Source organism: Streptomyces sp. NPDC002640, assembly GCF_053592575.1.
This window is the reverse complement of sequence record NZ_JBSFVZ010000010.1, coordinates 169,639-191,849: the sequence shown is the minus strand read 5'-3', so window position 1 is coordinate 191,849 and position 22,211 is coordinate 169,639. Positions and strand designations below refer to the sequence as shown.

At 74.2% G+C, this 22,211-nt stretch carries 19 protein-coding genes; 14 read left to right on the top strand and 5 right to left on the bottom strand.

Going from position 1 to position 22,211, the window contains the following annotated elements; genetic code table 11:
• Positions 1–539: 539 nt before the first annotated feature.
• Both ACWD3O_RS15835 and ACWD3O_RS15830 read left to right on the top strand, forming a co-directional pair.
• Positions 540–1,154, top strand: coding sequence for a LuxR C-terminal-related transcriptional regulator (locus tag ACWD3O_RS15835; RefSeq protein WP_451408938.1), 615 nt, complete (start codon positions 540–542; stop codon positions 1,152–1,154).
• Positions 1,151–1,798, top strand: coding sequence for a response regulator transcription factor (locus ACWD3O_RS15830; RefSeq protein ID WP_451408937.1), 648 nt, complete (start codon positions 1,151–1,153; stop codon positions 1,796–1,798). Before ACWD3O_RS15835 ends, ACWD3O_RS15830 begins: the two co-directional genes overlap by 4 nt.
• A gap of 212 nt (positions 1,799–2,010) precedes the next feature.
• Here ACWD3O_RS15830 and ACWD3O_RS15825 read toward each other — a convergent pair whose 3' ends face one another.
• The 3 genes from ACWD3O_RS15825 to ACWD3O_RS15815 form a co-directional block, all read right to left on the bottom strand.
• Positions 2,011–2,745 (bottom strand): Type 1 glutamine amidotransferase-like domain-containing protein, encoded by a 735-nt coding sequence (locus ACWD3O_RS15825; protein ID WP_451408936.1) that lies wholly within the window; start codon positions 2,743–2,745, stop codon positions 2,011–2,013.
• A gap of 174 nt (positions 2,746–2,919) precedes the next feature.
• Positions 2,920–3,615, bottom strand: a complete 696-nt coding sequence (locus ACWD3O_RS15820) for a 4'-phosphopantetheinyl transferase family protein (protein WP_451408935.1) — start codon at positions 3,613–3,615, stop codon at positions 2,920–2,922.
• 169 nt (positions 3,616–3,784) lie between these two features.
• On the bottom strand, positions 3,785–4,036 hold the full coding sequence (locus ACWD3O_RS15815) for an MbtH family protein (protein ID WP_451408934.1): 252 nt from the start codon (positions 4,034–4,036) through the stop codon (positions 3,785–3,787).
• Between the two features lie 257 nt (positions 4,037–4,293).
• On the opposite strand from ACWD3O_RS15815, the gene ACWD3O_RS15810 reads away from it, so the two are divergent.
• The 5 genes from ACWD3O_RS15810 to ACWD3O_RS15790 all read left to right on the top strand — a co-directional run bounded on the left by ACWD3O_RS15810 (position 4,294) and on the right by ACWD3O_RS15790 (position 12,080).
• Positions 4,294–6,615 (top strand): lantibiotic dehydratase, encoded by a 2,322-nt coding sequence (locus tag ACWD3O_RS15810; protein ID WP_451416242.1) that lies wholly within the window; start codon positions 4,294–4,296, stop codon positions 6,613–6,615.
• Complete coding sequence (locus tag ACWD3O_RS15805; protein WP_451416241.1) at positions 6,615–8,240, top strand: amino acid adenylation domain-containing protein; 1,626 nt, start codon at positions 6,615–6,617, stop codon at positions 8,238–8,240. The genes ACWD3O_RS15810 and ACWD3O_RS15805 overlap by 1 nt, the downstream gene beginning before the upstream one ends.
• The gene (locus tag ACWD3O_RS15800; RefSeq protein ID WP_451416240.1) at positions 8,237–9,316 is read left to right on the top strand and encodes a threonine ammonia-lyase; all 1,080 of its coding nucleotides are present in this window, start codon (positions 8,237–8,239) and stop codon (positions 9,314–9,316) included. Before ACWD3O_RS15805 ends, ACWD3O_RS15800 begins: the two co-directional genes overlap by 4 nt.
• A complete protein-coding gene (locus ACWD3O_RS15795; protein ID WP_451416239.1) occupies positions 9,313–9,570 on the top strand; it encodes an acyl carrier protein in 258 nt (85 codons plus the stop codon). Before ACWD3O_RS15800 ends, ACWD3O_RS15795 begins: the two co-directional genes overlap by 4 nt.
• 224 nt (positions 9,571–9,794) lie before the next feature.
• Positions 9,795–12,080, top strand: a complete 2,286-nt coding sequence (locus ACWD3O_RS15790; RefSeq protein ID WP_451416238.1) for a lantibiotic dehydratase — start codon at positions 9,795–9,797, stop codon at positions 12,078–12,080.
• Positions 12,081–12,098: 18 nt separating this feature from the next.
• On the opposite strand, the gene ACWD3O_RS15785 is transcribed toward ACWD3O_RS15790, so the two are convergent.
• Positions 12,099–13,115, bottom strand: coding sequence for a LacI family DNA-binding transcriptional regulator (locus tag ACWD3O_RS15785; protein ID WP_451408928.1), 1,017 nt, complete (start codon positions 13,113–13,115; stop codon positions 12,099–12,101).
• A 115-nt stretch (positions 13,116–13,230) separates the two neighbouring features.
• Here ACWD3O_RS15785 and ACWD3O_RS15780 point away from each other — a divergent pair, with 115 nt between their 5' ends.
• A complete protein-coding gene (locus ACWD3O_RS15780; RefSeq protein WP_451416237.1) occupies positions 13,231–14,082 on the top strand; it encodes a phytanoyl-CoA dioxygenase family protein in 852 nt (283 codons plus the stop codon).
• Positions 14,075–15,487: a sugar porter family MFS transporter gene (locus ACWD3O_RS15775; protein ID WP_451416236.1), complete on the top strand. Its 1,413-nt coding sequence runs from the start codon at positions 14,075–14,077 to the stop codon at positions 15,485–15,487. The genes ACWD3O_RS15780 and ACWD3O_RS15775 overlap by 8 nt, the downstream gene beginning before the upstream one ends.
• Before the next feature lie 71 nt (positions 15,488–15,558).
• Here ACWD3O_RS15775 and ACWD3O_RS15770 read toward each other — a convergent pair whose 3' ends face one another.
• Complete coding sequence (locus ACWD3O_RS15770) at positions 15,559–16,800, bottom strand: HEAT repeat domain-containing protein (RefSeq protein WP_451408925.1); 1,242 nt, start codon at positions 16,798–16,800, stop codon at positions 15,559–15,561.
• 291 nt (positions 16,801–17,091) lie between these two features.
• Between ACWD3O_RS15770 and urtA the strand changes: the two genes are divergently transcribed.
• From urtA to urtE, 5 genes are all read left to right on the top strand, one after another.
• Positions 17,092–18,345, top strand: a complete 1,254-nt coding sequence (gene urtA, locus ACWD3O_RS15765; protein ID WP_451416235.1) for an urea ABC transporter substrate-binding protein — start codon at positions 17,092–17,094, stop codon at positions 18,343–18,345.
• A 67-nt stretch (positions 18,346–18,412) separates the two neighbouring features.
• Positions 18,413–19,297, top strand: a complete 885-nt coding sequence (gene urtB / locus ACWD3O_RS15760) for an urea ABC transporter permease subunit UrtB (RefSeq protein ID WP_451416234.1) — start codon at positions 18,413–18,415, stop codon at positions 19,295–19,297.
• A gap of 191 nt (positions 19,298–19,488) precedes the next feature.
• On the top strand, positions 19,489–20,541 hold the full coding sequence (gene urtC / locus ACWD3O_RS15755; protein ID WP_451416296.1) for an urea ABC transporter permease subunit UrtC: 1,053 nt from the start codon (positions 19,489–19,491) through the stop codon (positions 20,539–20,541).
• Positions 20,538–21,371: an urea ABC transporter ATP-binding protein UrtD gene (gene urtD, locus ACWD3O_RS15750; protein WP_451408922.1), complete on the top strand. Its 834-nt coding sequence runs from the start codon at positions 20,538–20,540 to the stop codon at positions 21,369–21,371. Before urtC ends, urtD begins: the two co-directional genes overlap by 4 nt.
• 5 nt (positions 21,372–21,376) lie before the next feature.
• Positions 21,377–22,069, top strand: coding sequence for an urea ABC transporter ATP-binding subunit UrtE (gene urtE, locus ACWD3O_RS15745; RefSeq protein ID WP_451408921.1), 693 nt, complete (start codon positions 21,377–21,379; stop codon positions 22,067–22,069).
• Positions 22,070–22,211 lie beyond the last annotated feature (142 nt).

The window sequence follows — 22,211 nt, the reverse complement described above, 5'->3', positions numbered from 1 at the left end:
AACCGTCCCCCATATTCTCCCCGGCCGTTCCCCAGGGGTGGGGGCATGGGGGACGGCGGGAGAAAACCGCAGGTGGGAGGGCATCCCCCCATGGGTACGTATGACGCGCGGACCGCTGGTGCGCCGGGCCGTGCGGGCAGGGGACGGGCGCCCGGGTGGGGGCGCCTCCCCATGCCCGCCCGCAGGGGGACGGTCGCCCACCCCCAGAGGGGTGGTCGTCCACCCCCGATGGTCGGTCGCCCACCCCCAGAGGGACGGTTGCCCACCCCCCGATGGTCGGGCCCCTACCCCCAGACGGTCGGTCGCCCACCCCCGGGAGGGCCTGTCGGCGCCGCCGGCCGGGTCCGCACCGGGCCGTCGCCCCGCCCGAGCGACCGCCCCACCCCCACGACCCGGGCGCCCGGACGCGCCCGGCGCGCAAATCTGGGGGTCCGTCTACCGATGCCCCGGCGGTCATGGGGAAGGCACGGTGTCCCCAGTCCCCACGCCAGACCCGCCCGCTCAGTCGAAGGGGCGCACGAACCTCCAAGGAGCAGCAGATGGGAGCACCCGTACCCGTGAGTGTGGTCGCACTCGACCCGGTGCTGGAGGCGGGCATCCGCGCGACCCTGCTCGTCCGGCCCGAACTGACCGTGTGCGAGCCCGCCGACGCGCGGGTCGCCGTCCTCACCGTCGACCGCCTCGGCCCCGCCGAGCTGGACATGGTGCGCGCCACCCGCACCCAGCCCCACCGCCCCGCCGTCGTCCTGGTCGCGGGCGCACTCGCCTCCGGAGACGTCCTGCACGCGCTCGCCGCCGGAGCCCGGGGCCTGCTGCTGCGCCGCGAGGCCGACGCCTCCCGCCTCGCCCACGCGGTGCTGGCCGCCGCGCGCGACGACTGCACCCTGCCACCCGGCCTGCTGGAGGAACTGCTGGACCAACCGGAGGCTCCCGTGCGCGGCTCCGGCGGCGGCTGGAGCGAGGGCATGCTCTCCGAGCGGGAACGGTCGGTGCTGCGCCTGGTGGCCGACGGCCACGAGACGGCGGAGATCGCCCGGCGGCTCGCCTACTCGCCGCGCACCGTGACCACCGTCGTGCACGACATCACCCGGCGCTTCCGGCTGCGCAACCGCGCCCACGCGGTCGCCTACGCGCTCCGGGCGGGTCTGCTGTGACCGCCACCCTGACGGCGCCGCCCGTCATCGCCGCGTCCTCCGGCGCCACGGCCACGGCCGCCCCCGCCGTCGTGGTGCGCATCGTGCCGGCGCCGGGCGCGGAGCGGGTCCGCGCGCTCGCCGAACGCGCCGGACTCCGGTCCGCCGCCGACGAGCCGGCCTCCTGCGTCACGGTCACCGTGATCGTCGCCGCCGACGCGGACCAGGCCTTGCGCGCGCCGCGCCCGCACGGACCCCTCCTGTTCGTCTGCGACAGCGTCGCCCCCGAGGGGCGGCGGCGGATCCTGCGCGCGGGAGCGGTCGTGATCGGCGCGGCCGAACTGGCCGAGGAGAGCCTGCTCAGGGCCGTCCACCGGGCCGCGCACCCCCATCCGAGCATCCCCTACCCGGAGTTGTCCGGGGTGCTGAGCACCGGCGGTCGTACGTCCGACGGTCCGACGCGCCGGGGGATGCCGGCCCTGACCGCACGGCAGACGTCCGTCCTGCGGCTGATGGCCGAGGGCCACGGCAACGCGGACATCGCGCTGCTCCTCCACTGTTCCGAACACACCGTCAAGAACGTCATCTACGAGCTGATGACCCGGCTCCAGGCCCGCAACCGCGCCCACGCGGTCGCCCACGCGGTACGCCAGGGCCTGGTCTGAGCCCGTCCTGAGGCCGGTCCCGGTCCCGGTCCCGGTCCGGTCCGGCACGGTCCCGGTCGGGGGCGGGTGCGAGGGTGCGCGGCTGCGCGGGAGCGCGGGTGCGGCGACGCGGGGCACGGGAAGACGCGGACCCGGTGCGGGGGTGCCGGGGCGGACCGCCCGTCGCCCCGCGCGGTCGTGCGCGCCCCGCCACCGCCGGCACGGGGCCGGGGTCACGCCGACCGGAGCAGGCGCGGCTCGATCCGCTCCTCCACGGCCCGGCCGTCCTCCCGCCGCACCACGTACGCCGCCTTGCGCGGCAACTCCGCCACGGCCTCGACCAGTTCGGTGCCGCGGTAGACCAGGCCCACCCCGTCGTCGGTGCAGTGCGCCTCGGGGAACGTGCCGTCGGCGACCAGCCGGTGGATCAGCGGGCGGCGGCCCTCGTCGGAGTCGTAGTGCACGCCGTTGCCGTAGGGGAGCAGCGCCAGTCCGTCGGTGACGGCGCGCAGTCCGGGGCCGAAGGAGTCGGTGGCGCCGCCTTGGTACCAGCAGATGGAGCCGGCGCTCACCCCGGCGAGCACCACCCCCGACCGCCAGGCGCGCCGCATGATCGCGTCCAGGCCGTGGACCCGCCACACCGCGAGCAGGTTGGCCACCGAACCGCCCCCCACCCACACCACGTCCTGGTCGAGCACCGTGGCCTCGACGTCCTCGACGTTGGGCATGGGGAACAGCTGCAGCGGTGTGAGGTCGTAGCCCGCCACCCGGGCCGCCTCGGAGACCCGTGCCGCGACCATCTCGGAGTCCCCCGCCGCCGTCCCCACGTGGAGGACGCGCGGCCGTCGGCCGTGCGCGCCGGAGAGGTCGACCGCGTGGTGCACCAGGGCGTCGAAGAGCAGCCGCGTACGGCTGCCGGGGCGGGAGCCGCCCGAGGTGGCGACGATGGTGGGTCCGGGAGCTGTCACGGGCGCGATCGTATTCCGGGCCCCACGGTGGAAAGTGTGCGCGGTCCGTGAAGGCGGCGCGCGGGTCGGACCTCTCGGGACGCAACGTCCGGGCGCTCGCGCACGACCGTGACGAAACGCCGGCAGCGCGGCGGGGAACGGTGGTCGACCGTTCCCCGCCGCGCTGCCGCGCGGTCAGCAGGTGCGCAGTCCCACCGCGGCCGCGTAGCCGGAGGGGACCAGGACGTCGCGCACCGCCCACCCCCGCGCCGGGTCCGCGGGTACCGGGCCCGTGCCCAGGTAGTCGAGCGCGGGGTTGCGCACCAGACCCGTGCCCAGGCCCTTGAGGTAGGCCTCCTTGCGCACCCAGGCACGGGTGAACGCGGCCGGCCTGCCGTACGCGGGCAGTCGCGCCAGCTCGTCCGCCTCCGCCCGGTGCAGCGCGGACTGCGCGCTGAGCATGACCTTGACGGTGGCCAGCTCCTCCACGTCCACCCCGACCGGCGCCGGCGCGAGCGCCACCAGCACCAGACCGCCGCTGTGCGACAGGGAGAAGTGCACCCCCGACGCGGACAGCACCGGCCGCCCGTGCGGCCCGCCGCAGCCCGCGCAGGGCTCACGGGTCAGCGCCAGGGCGTCGGCCCGCACCCCCGTCACGACGCTCAGCACGTTCCGCAGCGCCGCGTGGGCGACCACGTAGGCGTCACGGTCCCGGTCGTGCCGGAAGGCGCGGGCACGGGCCCGCTCCTCCGCGTCGAGGACCTCGCGGGCGCGCCGCAGGGTCTGCGGGTCCTGCTCCGCGACCCGGGCCAGGTACAGCTCCAGCGGGGCACGCAGGGCACGCGGACCCGGCGCGGCGGATCCGTCCCGCAGCCCCGACAGGTCCAGCACCGCCGGACACAGCCGTTGCTGCAGAACCGGCGGCGCTGCGGGAGCGGACAGCGGAGCTCCCGGCGTCGGGCCTCGTGGTGGCGGGGCTCCCGGCATCGCGGTGCCTGACGTCAGCGCCCCTGGTGGCGGGTCGTGGGCCGAGTGTCCCGGGAGCCTGCCCGGGAGTCCCTCAGGCATGTGCCCCGGCCAGCCGTCGGCGCACGCTCAGCGGACGCATGTCCGTCCAGATCACCTCGATGTGGTCCAGGCACGCCTGCCGGCCGCCGCGCACCCCCTCCGGGTACCAGCCCGCGGGCAGCTCACGGTCCGCCCGCCAGATCGAGTACTGCTCCTCGTCGTTGCGCACCACGAGGTACTCCTCGTCGGTGTCCGGGCGGACCTCCTCGGCGTCCGTGCCGTTCGCGATGTCGGGTTGCGTCACGGTGAACCTCCCGCTGGTGATGGGGCCGGCCGCAGGTCACGGCCGACGCCGACAGCGTGCACCGGCCCCGCACACCGCGGTCAGGGACGAACACGCCGACCCCGCGGCACGTGTTGCTGCCGGATCTTCTCTGTCGGCGCGACCCCGCCGCGCGGGACCGTGCTGCCAGGCCGGAGAACCCGGCGAACCCGGGGCGGGCCACCGTCCGCCCCGGGGCCGGTCGCCTCCCCGCACCCCCTTTCCGGAAGGAGCACGCGATGTCGGACGAGCACGCACCTGTCCTGCTGCCGGGCGGAGGCTGGCGGCTGTGGGAACAGTTCGCGCTGCGCGGTCCGGGCTTCCCGGCCGACGGCGTGCTGCGCCTCGCCCCGCCCGGACTGGCCGAGGCGGCCGACAAGTTCGGGCCCGGCGCCCCCCTCGCCGGCCCCGAGTGGGCCGGCTTCACCGAGGAGGTGGCCGCCGCCGCCGTCGACACCGCCCGCCACCTCCAGGAGGTCGCCGCCCGGCCCCGCTTCCAGGCGGCCCTGGCCTGGCAGAACCCGGCCGTGCTGCGCACCGGCATCGCGCCGTTCCTGCGCTGGAACCCCGACACCGACAAGCGCAGCAGCATGCCCCGCCAGCGCGAGGAGCTGGTCGCGCACTACTGGCAGCGGTTCTGCGTGAAGAACGACACCATCGGCTTCTTCGGGCCCGTCGGCTGGGGCCGCTGGGACCTCGCCGCCACGGACGCCGTCTCCACCCGCGCCGGAGACACCTTCCTCGCCGCGAGCGCCGTGTACTTCTCCGGCTGGGCGATCGACGCCCTGGCCAAGGTGCTCGCCGAGGACCCCGCGCTGATGCGCTGGATCCCGCCGCGCCGCGTCTCCATCGTCCGCACCGCCGGCACCACCGTGCGGGTGCCCGGTCGGCCCGCGCAGCAGGTGACGGAGGACCAGGCGGCCGTCCTGGAGCTGTGCGACGGCACCCGCCCGGTGCCGGAGATCGCCGCCGCCCTCGACCTCACCGAGGACGAAACCACCTCCTACGTCCGGGAGTTGGTCCGCCGGCGCTGGGTCCACTGGCGCCTGGACGTGCCCGCGGACACCCACCCCGACCGCGCCCTGCGCGCCATCGTGGAACGGGTCCCCGACGAGGAGGCCCGCGACCGCGCCCTCGCCAAGCTCGCCGTCCTGGAGCGCGGCCGCGACGCCGTCGCCGACGCGGGCGACGACGCCGAGGCGCTGACCAGCGCCATCGGAGCCCTGGAAGCCGACTTCGCCACCCTCACCGACGCCGAGGCCCAGCGCGCCAAGGGCGCCCGGACCGCCCCCTGCCGCGGACTCGTCTACTCCGACACCCGCCGCGCCGCCACCGCCACCGCCGGACCGGGCCTGCTCGCCCACCTGGAACCCCTGCAGCTGTGCCTGACCGCCGCCCGCTGGATGACCAACCGCTTCGCCGACGGCATCCGCGCCCGCCTGCGCGCCGTCCACGACCGGCTCGCCGCCGACGGCCCCGTCGACCTCGCCACCCTGTGGCTGCACACCCTGCCCTCCCCGCACCCCGAGGCCGGCGCCCTCATCGACGCCGTCCAGGGCGAACTGCGCGCCAAGTGGGCCAGGTTGCTGGACATCCCGTCCGGGGCCCGCCGCGTCCGGCTGACCACCGCCGAACTCGCCGCCCGCGTCCGCGAGGAGTTCGAGGAGCCCGGCGACGGCTGGTCGCTGGCCCGCTACTTCAGCCCCGACGTCCTCGTCGTCGCCGAGGACGAGGCGGCGCTGGCCCGCGGGGACGTGGAACTGGTGCTGGGCGAGATGCACAGCGCCCTCAACACCATGGGCGCCTCCCTCTTCGTCCACCAGCACCCCGACCGCGACGAGCTGATCGCCGAGACCGGCCGCGACTTCCCCGGCCCCCGGCTGCTGCCCATGCTCGCCAAGGAACTGCCGCTCAAGTGGTCCACCCGCAGCCGCCCCTCCCTCGACCGCGACGAGGACCACTACGTGGCGCTGGTCGACCAGACCGGTGACCCGTACCGCCCGCGCACCGCGCTCGGCGCCGACGTCCTGGTGGAGGACGTCGACGGCAGGCTGACCGTCCTGCTGCCCGACGGCACCCGCTACGACCTCCTCGACGCCTACGCCAACACCCTCACCCAGCGCGTGATGGACCGCTTCACCCTGCGCCCCGAGGGCGACCACACCCCGCGCATCACCGTCGACCGCATGATCCTGGCCCGCGAGACCTGGCAACTGCCCGTCGCGGAAGTCGACTTCGCCGACGAGAAGACCGAGGCCGCGCGCTTCGTCCGCGCCCGCCACTGGCAGCGCCGCCACGACCTGCCCCGCTTCGTGTTCGTCGTCTCCCCGACCGAACCCCGCCCGTTCTACGTCGACTTCGACAGCCCCGTCTACACCACCATCCTCGCCAAGGCCGCCCGCCGCCTCGCCCGCACCGACCCGGACGCCCGGCTGAAGGTCAGCGAGATGCTCCCCACCCCCGAACAGGCCTGGCTCACCGACACCGACGGCCGGCGCTACACCTCCGAACTCCGCTTCGTCGCCGTCGACCGGACCGTCACCGCCGAGGGGGACCGGTGATGCGCACCCTCGCCGCCGACCTCGCCGAACACGCCGCACGACACCCGGACCGGATCGCCCTGGACACCCCGGACGGTCCCGTCACCTACCGGCAGCTCGACCGGCGGGCACAGGAACTGGCCCGGCTGCTGCGCGCACACGGGGCACGCCCGGAGACCGTCTGCGCCGTCGCCGTGGAACACGGCCTGGACGCGGTCGCGGCCATGACGGCCGTCCTGCGCTGCGGCGCCGCCTTCCTCACGCTGGACGTCACCCAGCCGCGGGACCGGCTGGCCTCCTTCGTCCGCAGCGCCGGCGCCCGCCTCCTGCTGACCACGACGGCCCACGCGGCCGCACTCGAACTCGGGCTACCGTGCGTCGAGTTGGGCGCTCCGGCCGTCGACCTCTCGGACGCGACGGGCATCGCCCCCTCGGACGTGACGGGCGTCGACGTCCCGGGCGAGACGGTCGCCGGCCCCTCGGGCGCGACGGTCGCGGACGCCCGGGGCGCGACGGTCGCCGACGCCTGGGGCGCCACGGTCGCCGACGCCTCCGCGTTCCCGTCCGTCGACCCCCACGCCCTCGCCTACGTCAGCCACACCTCCGGCAGCACCGGCGAACCGAGTCCCGTGTTCGTCGAGCACCAGGCCCTCGACACCTACCTCCGCGACACCGCCCGTGCCTTCGGACTCGGCCCGGACACCGTCGCCCTGCAGACCGCCCCGCTCGGCTACGACGCCTCGATCCGCGACACCTTCGCGCCCCTGCTGGCCGGGGCCCGCGTCGTCCTCGTGGAGCGCGCGCGGCTGCTTCGCCCCGCCGACTTCGTCCGCACCGTACGCGATCACGGCGTCACCGCGCTGCTCAGCGTCACCCCCTCCTTCCTCACCCACCTCGCCGGACAGCGCGACCTGCCCGACCCGCTGGCCGGCGTCACCCTCGTCGCGTCGAGCGGCGAGTCCCTGCGGCCCTTCCTCACCGCGGGCGGCCGGTCCCTCGTCCCGGGCCGGCTGGTCAACCAGTACGGGCCGACCGAGTGCACCATGACGACCACCCGCCACGACGTCCCGGCGGACCCCGACCCCGCCCACGACGTCGTCGGCCTGCCCCGGACCGGCGCCACCGTCCGCGTCCTCGGCCCCGACCTGAGCCCCGTCCCCGACGGAACCGTGGGCGAGGTCTACATCGGCGGCACGGGCCTCGCCCGCGGCTACGGAGGGCTCCCGGCCCGCACGGCGGCCGCCTTCCTGCCCGACCCCTACGGTCCGCCCGGTTCCCGCATGTACCGCACCGGCGACCTGGGCCGGTGGACCCCGCAGGGGCTGCGCTACGAAGGCCGCCGCGACCGCCAGATCAAGATCCGCGGCTACCGGGTGGACCCCGCCGAGGTGGAGGGCGCGCTGCTCACCCACCCCGCCGTGAGCGGAGCCGTCGTCACCCCGCACACCGACGACCGGGGCCGCGTGTACCTGGCCGCCCATGTCACCGGCGACCCCACGACGCCGGACGCCGCCCTGCGCGGCCACCTGGCCCGCACCCTGCCCCCGCACCTGATGCCGCGCCGCTTCCTGCGCCACACGGCCCTGCCCACCACCCGCGGGGGCAAGGCGGACCGTGGCCGCCTGGTCGCAGGGAGCACCGCATGAGCACACCGACCACGACGGGCCGCCCGACGACCATGAGCCACCCGCCGACCCCGGGCCGCCCGACGGCCACGAGCCACCCGACGACCCCGGGCCGCACGACCACGCTCGCCGCCGCCCCGCACCCCGCGCTGCGCGTCCACGGGCCCGCCGACCTCGCCGTCGCCGCCGCCCGCATCGCCCCGCACACCGTGCGCACGCCCCTGCTGCCCGGCCCGGCCACCACCGTCCGCGGGCCACGCCTGCTCCTGAAGGCCGAACACCTCCAGACCGGCGGCTCCTTCAAGGCACGCGGCGCCGCCAACGCCGTCCTCGCCCTCGGCGCCGACCGCGTCGTCACCGGTTCCTCCGGCAACCACGGCATCGCCCTCGCCCGCATCGCCCGCACCCTCGGACTGGAACTGACCGTCGTCCTGGCCGCCGGCGCGGCCCCCGCCAAGGCCGCCGCCATCCGCGCCCTGGGCGCACGGATCGTCCAGGTCGGCGGGGGAGTGGCCGAACGTGAGGAACGCGCCCGGACGCTCGCCGAGACGACCGGCGCCGCCCTCGTCCCCTCCTCCGACCACCCCCTGGTGATCGCGGGCCAGGGCACGGTCGGCGCGGAACTGCTCACCGACGCCCCCGACACCGAGACGGTTTACGTCCCGGTCGGCGGCGGCGGCCTCCTGGCCGGCGTCTGCCTCGCCGCCGCCGGACATCCCGTCCGCGTCGTCGGCGTCGAACCCGCGCTCACCCCGCGCTATGCCCGCTCCCTGGCCGCCGGACACCCGGTCCAGCTGCCGCCCACCCGGACCGTCGCCGACGGCCTGCGCGGCCAGCGGCCCGGCCACTTCACCTACCCGATCATCCGTGACCGGGTCGACGACCTCGTCGCCGTCGGCGAGGCCGAGATCCTCGCCGCGGCCGCCCTGCTGCGTCGCCACGGCGTCGACGCCGAACCCAGCGGCGCCGTCGCCCTCGCCGGAGCCCTGCGCGACGGCCGCCGCGAAGCCGCGGTGGTCGTCGTCTCCGGCGGCAACACCACCGCCCGACTCCACACCCTCACCGCAACCGCAACCCTCCGGAAGGACATGCCATGACCGAGAACACCGCCATCGCCGTCAGCACCCTCGACCTGCTCGTCGACATCTTCCGCGACGTCCTCGACCACCCCGAGCTCACCCCGGACACCGACTTCTACGAGGCCGGCGGCGACTCCCTGACCGCCTTCCAGATCACCGGCCGTCTCCAGGAGGCGCTGGGCTCCGACGACATCCCGGTCTCCCTGGTCTTCGCGTACCCGACGCCGCACGACCTCGCCGAGGTCGTCGACGCGGACTTCGGCCGCGGCTGACGGGAGAGCCGACGCGGCGGGCCCCGCGGTGCCTGCGCCGACCCGACACAGCCCGACAGGCGCACGCACCCGGGCCGCCCGCCGCTCCCACCGACCGCAGGCACCGACCGACACCGCAGAACCTCCCATCCCGGTGAAGCCGCCGCGTCACGCCGCGGCGCGGCCACCCACGACCACACCTCCCTCACCCCCTCATCCCGTGCACGCGTCAAAGGAGTGCCGTCATGTCCGAAGACCTCGTGCCGTTCCTCGGCCGCTGGCGCCTGTGGAACCAGTTCGCGCTGCGCGGGCCCGGGTTCCCGGCCGACGGCGTGCTCCGCCTCGCCCCGCCCGGACTCGCCGAGGCCGCCGACAAGTTCACCCCGGACACGCCGTTGTCCGGCCCCGACTGGGAGGCCTTCACCGCCGAACTGGGCACCGCCGCCGTGGAGACCGCGCACGTCCTCCAGGAGGTCGCCGCCCTGCCCCGCTTCCAGGCGGCCCTGGCCTGGCAGAACCGCCCCCTGCTCGGTTCCGGCATCGCGCCGTTCCTGCGCTGGAACCCCGACACCGACAAGCGCAGCAGCATGCCCCGCCAGCGCGAGGAACTCGTCGCGCACTACTGGCAGCGGTTCTGCGTGAAGAACGACACCATCGGCTTCTTCGGCCCCGTCGGCTGGGGCCGCTGGGACCGCACGGCGTCCGGCGCACACGTCGACCCGGGTACCGGGCTGATCGCCGACTCGACCGTCTACTGGGCGAGTTGGGGCATCGACGCGGTGGCGAAAATGCTGGACGCGGACCCGGCGCTGCGGGAGTGGATCGCTCCGAGGCCGGTCCCGTTCGTCGTGCTGCACGGGAACGAGGTACGCGTGCCCGGCCGCCGCCCGACGACGGTGTCCGACTCCGAGGCAGCGGTCCTCGCCCGCTGCGACGGTGTGCGCCCGGCCCGCGACATCGCCGCCGACCTCCCCGGCGCCGACGTGACGCAGACCTTGCACGACCTGGTGGCCCGCCGCTGGGTGACCTGGCGGCTCGAGGTGCCGGCCGGCACCCACCCCGAACGCGCCCTGCGCGACTGGCTGTCGACCGTCGGCGACCCGGACCCGAGGCGACGCGGTCTCGACGCCCTCGACCTCCTGGAGAAGGGCAGGGCGAAGGTGGCGGCGGCCACCGACGAGACCGAACTCCTCACCGCGCTCCAGGAGGTGGAGCGCGACTTCACCGAACTCACCGACACCGCCGCGACCCGTGAGAAGTCGGCCTCCACCGCCCCCTGCCGCGCCCTCGTCTACAGCGACACCCGGCGCTCGGCCACCGCGCGGCTCGGCCCGGCCGTCGTGGAGGCACTGTCCCCGCTGCGGCTCCTGATGGACAGCGCGGGCTGGCTCACCGCCCGGCTGGCCGCCGTCGTGGAGACCGAGATCCGCACGGTGCACCACCGCCTCGCCGCCGCCGGCGACCCGGTCGACCTGGCCTCCTTCTGGTTCGCGTGCCTGCCCGTGCTGCACGGCACCGCCCGTACGGCGGCGGGGGAGTTGCAGCGGGAGTTCGCCGAGCGCTGGCAGCGGATCCTCGCGGTCCCGGACGACGCGCGCAGGGTCACCCGGCGGGTCGCCGACCTCGAGGAGCCCGTACGGCGGGAGTTCGAGGGCGGCGGGGGCTGGACGGCGGCCCGCTACCTCAGCCCGGACGTCATGATGGCCGCCGACGGCCCCGAGGCCGCCGCGCGCGGTGACTTCACCCTGGTCCTCGGCGAACTCCACCTGGCCGCCAACACCTTGGGCGCCTCGCTCTTCACCCATCAGCACCCGGACGCCGACGAGCTGTTCGCCCTGACCGACCAGGACCACCCCGGCCCCCGTCTCATGCCGCTCATCCCCAAGGAGCACCGGTCCCGGCTCTCCGCCCGCGTCCGGCACACGCTGGTACGCCAGGAGGACTACCAGGTCGCCCTCACCGACTTCACGGCCGACCCGGCCCGCCCCCGCGCCGTGCGCAGCGCAGACGCGCTGGTCGAGGAACGGGACGGCGCCCTCGTGGTCCGGCTGCCCGACGGCGCGGTCTTCCCCGCGATCGACGTCTTCTCCCACGTCCTGACCACGCTGTCGATGGACCTCTTCCAGCCGCTGCCGCCGGCCGCCCACACACCCCGGGTCACCGTCGACCGCATGGTCGTCGCCCGCGAGACCTGGCAACTTCCCGTCGCCGAGGCCAGGTTCGCCGACGACAAGGACGAGGCCCGGCGCTTCGTGCGGGCCCGCCACTGGCGCACCCGCCTCGGCCTGCCCCGCTTCGTGTTCGTCGTCTCCCCGACGGAGTCCCGCCCGTTCTACGTCGACTTCGACAGCCCGGTCTACGTCACCATCCTGGCCAAGGCCCTGCGCCGACTGGCCCGCAAGGACCCGTCCGCCACGGCGACGTTCACGGAGATGCTCCCGACCCCGGAACAGACCTGGCTCACGGACGACGAGGGCCACCGCTACACGTCGGAGCTGCGGTTCGTCGCGTTCGACACCCAGGGGGAGTGAGGCGGAACCCGGTCGTGATCACCCGGCCGGCCGCGTGCTCGCGCGCACCTCCAGGCGATGCGGCACCACGATGTCCTGCGGAGGCACCTCCGCACCGGGGCTGTAGATGCGGTCCGCCAGGCACTGCAGGGCCCGCTCGGCGATCTGCCGCTTGTCGGGGACCACGGTCGTCAGGGCCGGGTTGGCGTAGCGGGCGTCCTCGATGCCGTCGAAGCCCGCCACCGCCAGGTCCTCGGGGACGCGCAGCCCGCGGTTGCGGGCCGCGTGCAGCGCGCCCAGGGCCAGTTCGTCGCTGAACGCGAACACGGCGTCCGCCCGCACCCCGTCGTCGAGGAGGGCGGTCATGGCCTCGGCCCCGTCCTCGCGGTGCAGGGCGCGCACCGTCCTCTCCAGGTCGGGCTCGGGTGCCAGACCGGCCCGGCGCAACGCCCGGCGGTAACCCTGGAGCCGCTGGAGGGCGGTGCCGTTGTGCAGGTGCGGCTGGAGACCGATCGCGGCCACGCGGCGGCGCCCCGTCTCCAGCAGATGGGTGGTCGCCTCGTCGGCCGCGGCGACGTTGTCCACGGCCACCCGGTCGGCGCGGCCGTCGGGATCGCGCTCCCCGAGCAGGACGACGGGCACCTCCGGGGCGCGGGCGGTGAGCTGCTCGGGGCTCAGGGACCACGGGCTGATGATCAGGCCGTCGACCATGCGGTCCCCCGCGCCCTCCAGCAGACGCCGCTCGGCGTCGGGGTCCCCGAAGGTCTGGTCGATGACCACGGTCCACGAGCGCTGCCGGGCGGCGGCCACGAGGAGGCCGGCCAGTTCGCCGAAGTACGGCGAGTGCAGCTCCGGGATGGCCAGGCCGACGAGCCCGGTGCGCCCGGCGCGCAGGTTGCGGGCGGCGACGTTCGGCCGGTAGCCCAGCTCGTCCAGGGCGGCCTGCACCTTGGCCCGGGTGGCCTCCGCGACGGAGCCGGAGCCACTGACGACGTTGGACACGGTTCTGATCGACACGCCCGCGCGGGCGGCGACGTCCTTCAGGCGGCTGCTCACCTGCTCATCCTTTCACGCCTCTCCCCACGCTCGGCAAAGAAAGCGCGACGCCTATTGCCACGTTGCATTCAACGTTGCACCATGAGGGCGTACCAACGCGCGAGGAGGCGCACACATGAGCACGCACCTGTTCCCCGGGACGAACGTCGACGAGCTGCCGCACGACGTGTCACCGGACGTCGAGGCCCTCTACCGGGACGGCATCACCGCCCGTAAGGGCGCCTTCACCCCCGAGTGGGCCGACAGGCTCCGCGAGGACATCGAGGCGGCGTTCGACGAGGCCATGTCCCGTCCGGGCGGGGCGGTCGGGCGCGGACCGAACCGCTACTACGTCGAGATCCATCCCGAGCAGCTCCGCGGCTTCGTGGATTTGGTCGACCACCCGTGGGTGCGCTCGGTGTGCACCGCCGTGCTCGGTCCCGACTACCGCATCGTGGAGCTGGGCTTCGACGTGCCGATGGAGGGCGCGGTCAACCAGCCCTGGCACCGTGACTTCCCCATGCCCGAGGAGACCCGCCGGGAACGGCGTCTGACCTCGCTCGCCTTCAACGTCACGGCCGTGGACACCGCCGAGGACATGGGCCCCTTCGAGATCGCGCCGGGCACCCACTGGGACGACAGCCCCGAGTTCGACCACGGCATGTTCCCGCCCCGGTCCGACTACCCCCGGTACGAGGAGCGGGCCGTGCGCAAGTACCCCCGGCGCGGCGACATCTCCGCCCGGACCGCGCTGACCATCCACCGCGGCACCACCAACCTGTCCAGCAGGACGCGCCCGGTCCTGGTGCTCGGCGTGGACGGCCCCGAGGCCACCAACGGCGACCGGCACGACACGGCCGTCACCCGCCGCTACTGGGACACGCTCCCCGAGCGGGTGCGCCGGCACCTGGACTGCCCCGTCGTGGACGAACTCACGCCGGTGACGCAGAAGCACACCATCGAGGGTCTGGTCATGGGTGATGCCTGAGCCGGCCACGCTGTCCGCGGACCGCGCCCGCACCCCGGCACGCCAGCCGGCCCAGCTCTACGCGGTGGCGGCGGTCGCCGCCCTCGGCGGACTGCTCTTCGGCTACGACACGGGCATCATCTCCGGCGCCCTGCTCCACCTCCGGGACGACCTCGCGTTGTCGTCCCGGCAGCAGGAGATCGTCGTCGGCGTCATCCTCGTCGGGGCGATGGTCGGGGCGCTGTGGTCCGGCCGTCTCGCGGTGCGCCACGGGCGGCGGCGCGTGGTGCTGTGGGTGGCGGTCGTCTTCGCGGCGGGCGCCCTCGCCTCGGCGGTGGCGCCGGGGGTCGGCACACTGATCGCGGCGCGCTTCGTCCTCGGCCTCGCCGTGGGCGGCGCCTCCAACATGGTCCCCGTGTATCTGGCCGAGGTGGCGCCCGCCGCCGTGCGCGGACGGCTGATGGTGCTGTTCCAGCTGATGGTCGCCATCGGGCAGCTCGTGTCGTACCTGTGCGGCTGGCTGCTCGCCGACCTCGGTGGCTGGCGCGTCATGTTCGCGCTGGCCGTGGTGCCGGCCGCGATCCTCGCGGCCGGCATGCTGCGGCTGCCGGAGAGCCCCCGCTGGCTCGTCGAGCACGGCCGGGCCGAGGAGGCGCGTGCGGTGCTCCGGCGGCTGCGGCCGGCCGGGACCGACGTCGACGCGGAGGTCGCCGGCATCGAGGAGGTCTCGGCGTCCGCCCCGCGCGCGGACCGGCGGGCACTGCTCCGGCCGTGGCTCCGGCCCGCCCTCGTGGTGGCGCTGGGCGTGGCCGCGTTCTCCCAGCTGACCGGCATCAACGCCGTGGTGTACTACGCGCCGACGATCCTGTCGGACGCGGGCTTCGGCGATGACGTCGCCCTCGTCACGGGCGTCGGCATCGGGGTCATGCTCGTCGTGGCCGGTGTCACCGGCGCGTTCGCCGTCGACGCGATCGGCCGCCGGCGCACCATGCTCCTCTTCGTTCCCCTGTCGGGGCTGGCGATGGCCGTGCTGGGCACCGCCTTCCTCGCGGGCGACTCACCCACGCAGCGGTGGGTGGTCGTCCTCTCCCTGTTCGCCTACATCCTCTTCAACGGGATCGGCATCCAGTCCGTGGTGTGGCTGATCGCCCCGGAGATCCTGCCCCTCGCCGTGCGCGGGCCGGCGACCAGTCTGGCCACGCTGGCCGTGTGGGGATTCGACCTGCTCATCGCCGTCACGGCACTCAGCGCGATCAACGCCGTCGGCCGCTCCGGCACCTTCTTCGTGTACGCGGCGATGAACGTCCTGTGCGTGCTGTTCGTGGTGTTCAAGGTGCCCGAGACGCGGGGCAGAAGTCTGGAGGACATCGAGAAGGCCCTGCGCGCCCCGGGCTCCTTCCGGCGGAACCTGACCGTGGAACGCTGAGTCGGGACACCGGTGGACGGTGCGGCCCCGGGCGGTGTGCGCCCGGGGCCGCACCGTGCCCGGCCGCGCGGTCATTCCTCGGGAAGCCCGGCGTAGGCGCGCATCTCCTCGCGCCGCTGGGGCAGCCGCCACGCGCGGACGATCGCCCAGAAGTTCGCCCACCTCCAGGTGTCCGGGCCCAGTGAGGCCAGGGCGCGGATCAACCGCTGCTGCCGCCCGGTCAGTTCGCCGAACGGGGGGAGGCCGTCCGGCGCGGGCTCACCGAAGGCCAGCCTCAGGGCCGCCTCGGCGACCGGGAAGCTGCCCGGACCCGAGGTCGCGGACAGGCCGTCGGTCACGGCGTCCAGGGCTTCGTCCGGGTACCGGCCGGCCAGCGAGGTGAGCGAGCTCGCGGAGTAACCCCGCAGGTCACCCTCGTGGAACGGGACCGCGGGCTCGGGCGGCTCCGCCTGGGCCGCGGCCAGTTCGGCGAGCACGCCGGCGCTCGCGGCGCACTCGGCGCCCGTGGCGATCAGCCGGGCGAGGGCGATCGCCGCGGCCCACCGCACGACGGGCTCGCCGGCCGTGAGGAACGGGGCCAGCCGGTCCACCAGCGAGGCGTCCCCCAGGAGCCCCGCGGCCACCAGCGCGGTGGCCAGCACCGCCGGTTCCGGCTCGGCGCCGAGCACGTCCAGCAGCCGCGGCAGCGCCTGCGGGGCCTCCTCGGGAAACCACGCGACCAGGTGGGCGGTCGCGGCGCGCACGGCCGGGTCGTCGTCGGCCAGCAGAGGCAACAGGGTGGGGAGCCGGCCCCGGACCGCGTCGTAGGCCGCCAGTTCGGCCTCCGCGGCCGCCAGGTCCCGCTCGTGGTCGAACAGGTCGCGCCGCAACTCGCGCATGCGGCGGTCGCCCTCGTCCGAGGCGGCCTCCACCCAGGCGTCCTGCTCGGCACGTATCTCCTCCGGGTCCCGCGCCCGGAACTCCGCGAGCTCCCGCCGCCACCCCGTGATGTCCAGGCCGGCGGGCAGGTGGCTCTCGTCGTAGCCGACGGCCAGCGCCGCCAGCATCGAGAGGAACGCGTGGCGGTCGGGCAGCGAGACGTCCGCCGCCATGCGGGCGATGAAGGGGACCGCCGCGGCGGTGGCCCGGTAGCGGCTGCCCTGATGGAAGATGTTGCCGTACAGGGCGTGCAGTGCCTTGCCGCGTGCCTCGGCGTCCTCGGAACACAGGTCGCGCAACTGCGCGGGAACGTCGTCGGCGGGTCCGTACGCGTGCTCCAGTGCCGACCAGTCCACGGCGTCCAGGCCGGCCAGAGGTGTGCTGCTCTCCGTCATGTGACGCAAGATCCCACACGGCACCGACAACCGTGGTCGCCGGGCCCGGACCCCGCTCCGGCGGAAACGGTTCATCAACTGCGGGGAAACGCAGGCGCAACAGTCGCGCCACAGGCTGTGGACGCACGTCAGCGACCAGCCCGGAGGTCACCCCCGGAACGGCTGGGGAACCGCGCGTCGACGTCGCCGCACCTGGAACGCGTGCGATCCACCGCTTCCACTCCTTCCATCGCTTCCGCAGGGTCTTCCGCTCGCTTCGCACCGCCCTCGGGGGCGGGCAAGGAGGTACGCATGTCCGGGTTCGACATCAGCAGGCGATCTCTCCTGACGGGTATATCCGTCCTCGGCGCCTCCGCCGCGCTCGGCGCGTGCGGCGCCAAGACCGGCGGCGACGCGGCTCCGGCCGCCGGCGCCAAGGCCGACACCTCGGGCGACACCGTCAAGGTGGGGCTGCTGAACTCGCTCTCCGGCACCATGGCCATCAGCGAGGTGACCGTCCACAACGCCCTGCTGCTCGCCTTGGAGGAGATCAACGCGGCCGGCGGCGTGCTCGGCAAGAAGCTCGAGCCGGTCAGCCAGGACGGCGCCTCCGACTGGCCCACCTTCGCCGAGAAGGCGCAGACCCTGATCACCGCGGACAAGGTCGTCGCCACCTTCGGCTGCTGGACCTCGGCCAGCCGCAAGGCCGTCAAGCCGGTCTTCGAGAGGAACAGGTCGCTGCTGTTCTACCCCGTGCAGTACGAGGGCCTGGAACAGTCCCCGTACATCTTCTACACCGGGGCCACCACCAACCAGCAGATCGTCCCCGCCCTCGACTACCTCAAGAAGCAGGGCCTGACCCGGCTCTACCTGGTCGGCAGCGACTACGTCTTCCCGCGCACCGCCAACAAGGAGATCAGGGCGTACGCGAAGGCCAACGGCATGGAGGTGCTCGGCGAGGACTACGCGCCGCTGGGTTCGACGGAGTTCAGCACCATCGTCAACAAGGTCAAGGACGCCGGCGCGGACGCCGTGTTCAACACCCTCAACGGTGACAGCAACGTGGCCTTCTTCAAGGAGTACAAGTCCGCCGGCCTGACCGCGAAGAGCCTGCCGGTGCTGTCGGTCTCCATCGCCGAGGAAGAGGTCAAGAGCATCGGCACCCAGTACCTGGAGGGCCAGTTGACGGCCTGGAACTACTACCAGACCACCCCGGGAGCGGCGAACGAGAAGTTCGTCAAGGCGTACCAGGCGGCATACGGCGAGGACAAGCCGACCAGCGACCCGATGGAAGCCGCCTACGTCTCGGTCCACCTGTGGAAGGCGATGGTGGAGAAGGCCGGTTCCTTCGACCCGGACAAGGTGCGGAAGGCGTCCGACGGCATCACCTTCGACGCGCCCGAGGGCAAGGTCACCGTCGACGGCGCGACCCAGCACGTCCACAAGACGGCCCGCATCGGCAAGGTCGGCGCGGACGGCCTCATCGAAGAGGTCTGGAACTCCGGGAAGCCGATCAAGCCCGACCCGTACCTGAAGGGCTACGACTGGGCGGCCGGCCTCTCCTGACCCCGGCTCCGCCGCGGCAGGAACCCGCGCACGGTCCGCACCCCCGCCCCCGACCCGGAGCCGCTCCATGACGGTCATCCTCAACCAGTCCTTCACCGGCGTCAGCATCGGCGCCGTCCTGCTGCTCATCGCCCTCGGCCTGACACTGACCTTCGGCCAGATGGGGGTGATCAACATGGCGCACGGCGAGTTCATCATGACCGGCGCCTACACCACCTACGTGCTGCAGCAGTCCGTCAGCGGCGCCGGGGTCTCCCTGCTGGTCGCGCTGCCGCTGGCCTTCCTGGTCGCCGGCGCCATGGGGGCACTCCTGGAGTGGCTCCTCGTCCGGCGCCTCTACACGCGGCCGCTGGACACCCTGCTGGTCACCTGGGGCGTCTCGCTGATGCTCCAGCAGCTCGCCCGCGACGTCTTCGGCGCCCCCAACGTACAGACCACCGCCCCGGACCTGCTGACCGGCAACGTGTCCGTCGCGGGCGTCACCCTCGCCACCAACCGGCTGTTCATCCTCGGCCTCGCCCTGCTGTGCGTCCTCGGCCTCACGCTGGTCCTGCGGCTGACCTCCCTCGGACGCCGCATTCGGGCGGTCGTCCAGAACCGCGACCTGGCCGAGGTGTCCGGCATCGCGACCGGGCGGGTGGACCGTACGACGTTCTTCGTCGGCTCGGGCCTGGCGGGGGTGGCCGGGGTGGCGCTCACCCTGGTGGGCCCGATCGGGCCGACGATGGGCACCAACTACATCATCGACGCCTTCCTGGTGGTGGTCGTCGGTGGCATCGGCAGGCTCAAGGGCAGCGTCATCACGGCGTTCGTGCTGGGCGTGCTGCAGTCGGTGCTGGAGTACTCGACCACGGTGAGCGTCGCGAAGGTCGTCGTCCTCGTGGCGATCGTCGCCTTCCTGCAGTGGCGTCCCCAAGGCCTGTACACCCTGCGCACCAGGAGCCTGGCATGACGACAGAGACGACACCGACACCGCCCGACGCCACGACACCGCCGCACGCCACGACGCCGCCGGCGGCCACCACGCCGGCGGCCACCACGCCGGCGGACTCCCCGCCCCAGGCCTCCACGGCGGCGCGTCCCGAGTCACCGCTCCGGCGCCTGCGCGTGCCCGGTGCCTTCCTCCTGGGAGCGGTGCTGCTCATGGGCGTCGCCCCCGTGCTCCTCTCCGACTCGGGGCTCAACCTCCTGGCCAAATACCTGTGTTACGCGATCGTGGCCGTCGGCGTCAGCCTCGCCTGGGGCCGCGGCGGACTCCTCGTCCTCGGCCAGGGCGTCTTCTTCGGACTCGGCGGCTACGCGATGGCCATGCACCTCAAGCTCGCCGACGCCGCCACCACCGGCCAGACCCTGCCCGACTTCATGCAGTTGTACGGCACCTCCACCGCGCTGCCGTGGTGGTGGAAGCCGTTCGCCGACCCGGTGTTCGCCCTGGCGGCGACGGTGCTGCTGCCCATGGCGGTCGCCGCGCTGCTCGGCTTCCTCGTCTTCCGCCGCCGGGTCAAGGGCGCGTACTTCGCGATCCTCAGCCAGGCCCTGGCCGCCGCCCTGTCCATCTGGCTGATCGGCCAGCAGGCCACCACCGGCGGCACCAACGGCCTGACCGACATCCAGGGCTTCTTCGGCTACGACCTCAACGACCCCGTCAACCGGCGGACCGTGTACTTCCTGATCGCCGCCGCCCTGCTCCTGCTGATGGCCGCCACCCGCCAGCTGTTCGTCAGCCGGTACGGCGAACTCCTCGTCGCCGTACGGGACTCCGAGGAGCGCGTCCGATTCCTCGGCTACAACCCGGCCAACGTCAAACTCGTCGCGTACGTCGCCGCGGCCGGCATGGCGGGCCTGGCGGGCGCGCTCTTCGTCCCGGCCGTGGGCATCATCTCCCCGGCCCTGATCGGGATCGTGCCGTCCATCGGCTTCGTCATCGGCGCCGCGGTCGGCGGCCGGGCCTCGCTGGTGGGAGCGGTGCTCGGCGCCGTCGCCGTGGCCTGGACGCAGAGCACCCTCTCCGACGCCCTGCCCGCGGCCTGGACCTATCTCCAGGGCCTGCTGTTCGTCCTCGCGGTCGGGTTCCTGCCCGGCGGTCTGGCCTCGCTGCCGGCCGTCCTGCGCGGGCGCCGCGGCCCGGCGGCCCGTACCCCTGCCCCTCCTGCCCCCACGGCCCCTACTGCCCCTGCGAAAGGAGGCACCGCGTGAGCGGCGAGGGACTGACCGTCCGCGATCTGCGGGTGACGTTCGACGGGTTCACGGCCGTCGACGGGGTGGACCTGGACGTCGGCCCCGGCGACCTGCGCTTCCTCATCGGCCCGAACGGCGCCGGCAAGACCACCCTGGTCGACGCCGTCACCGGTCTGGTGAAGGCGAGCGGCTCCGTGCGCTTCGGCGGTGAGGAACTCCTCTCCCGGCCCGTGCACCGCATCGCCCGCCTCGGGATCGGCCGCACCTTCCAGACGGCCACCGTCTTCGAAGGGCTGACCGTCCTGCAGAACCTGGACATCGCGGCGGGCGCCGGCCGGAGTCCGCTCACCCTGCTGCGACGCCGCAAGGGCGTCCCCGAGCGGGTGACCAGGGCGCTGGAAACCACGGGTCTCACCGCACTGCGCGACCGTCCGGCCGGCACGCTGGCCCACGGCCAGAAGCAGTGGCTGGAGATCGGCATGCTGCTGGTGCAGGACGTGAGGCTGCTGCTGCTCGACGAGCCCGTCGCGGGCATGAGCCACGAGGAACGCGAGGCCACCGGTGAGCTCCTGCTGCGGGTCGCGGGGGAGCGCACCGTCGTCGTCATCGAGCACGACATGGACTTCATGCGTGCCTTCGCCCGCAGCGTCAGCGTCCTGCACGCCGGCCGGGTCCTCAGCGAGGGCACGGTCGCCGAGGTGCAGGCCGACGCCCGGGTCCAGGAGGTCTACCTCGGCCGGGCCTCCGAGCCGACCGCGGCAGCCGGGCCCGAGCCGGCGGCCGCAGCCGGGCCCGAGCCGGCTCCGGAAGCCGCGCACCGCACCGTGACCGTCACCGAGGAGGCGTGAGACCCATGCTGGAGATCCGCACCGTTCGGGCGGGCTACGACCGCACCACCGTGCTGCACGGCGTGAGCGTCGCGGTGCCCAGGGACGGCGTCGCGGCCGTCCTCGGCCACAACGGCGCTGGGAAGAGCACCCTTCTGCGGGTGGCCATGGGGCTGATCGGGCCGACCGACGGCACCGTCGTGCTGGACGGCGAGGACGTCACCCGCCTCGCCCCGCACCAGCGCGTCGCCCGCGGCATGGCGTACGTCCCCCAGGGCCAGCAGTGCTTCCCCCACCTCACCACCGCCGAGAACCTCCGGCTCGTCGCCGACGGCCGCCCGGACGGAAAGGAGGCCGTCGCCGAGGCCCTGGACCTGTTCCCCGTGCTGCGCGAGCTGTCCGGCCGCCGCGCCGGGCTCCTCTCCGGCGGCCAACGCCAGCAACTGGCCATCGCCCGCGCCCTGGTGACCCGGCCCCGGCTGCTCCTGCTCGACGAGCCGACCGAGGGTATCCAGCCCTCGGTCGTCGCCGAGATCGAGGAGACGATCCTGGCGCTCTCCCGGCGCGGCGGACTGTCCGTGCTGCTGGTCGAGCAGCACGTCGGCTTCGCCATGCGAGCGGCCCGCGAGTACCACGTCCTGGAGGCGGGCCGGGTGACCTCCTCCGGCGGAGGCGGAACGGACGCGGAGCAGACGGTCCGGGCGGCCCTCAGCGTGTGAGACGGCCCTCACCGCCGGGATTTCCGTCCGGGTGGTGAGGGTGTATCAACTCCCGCCGTCGGCCCTCCACATGGTGCAGTCGTGAAGTTGGCGTGAAGTGGCTGTGGTGGAGCGGGGATCGGATTCGTCCAACTCTCTTGCC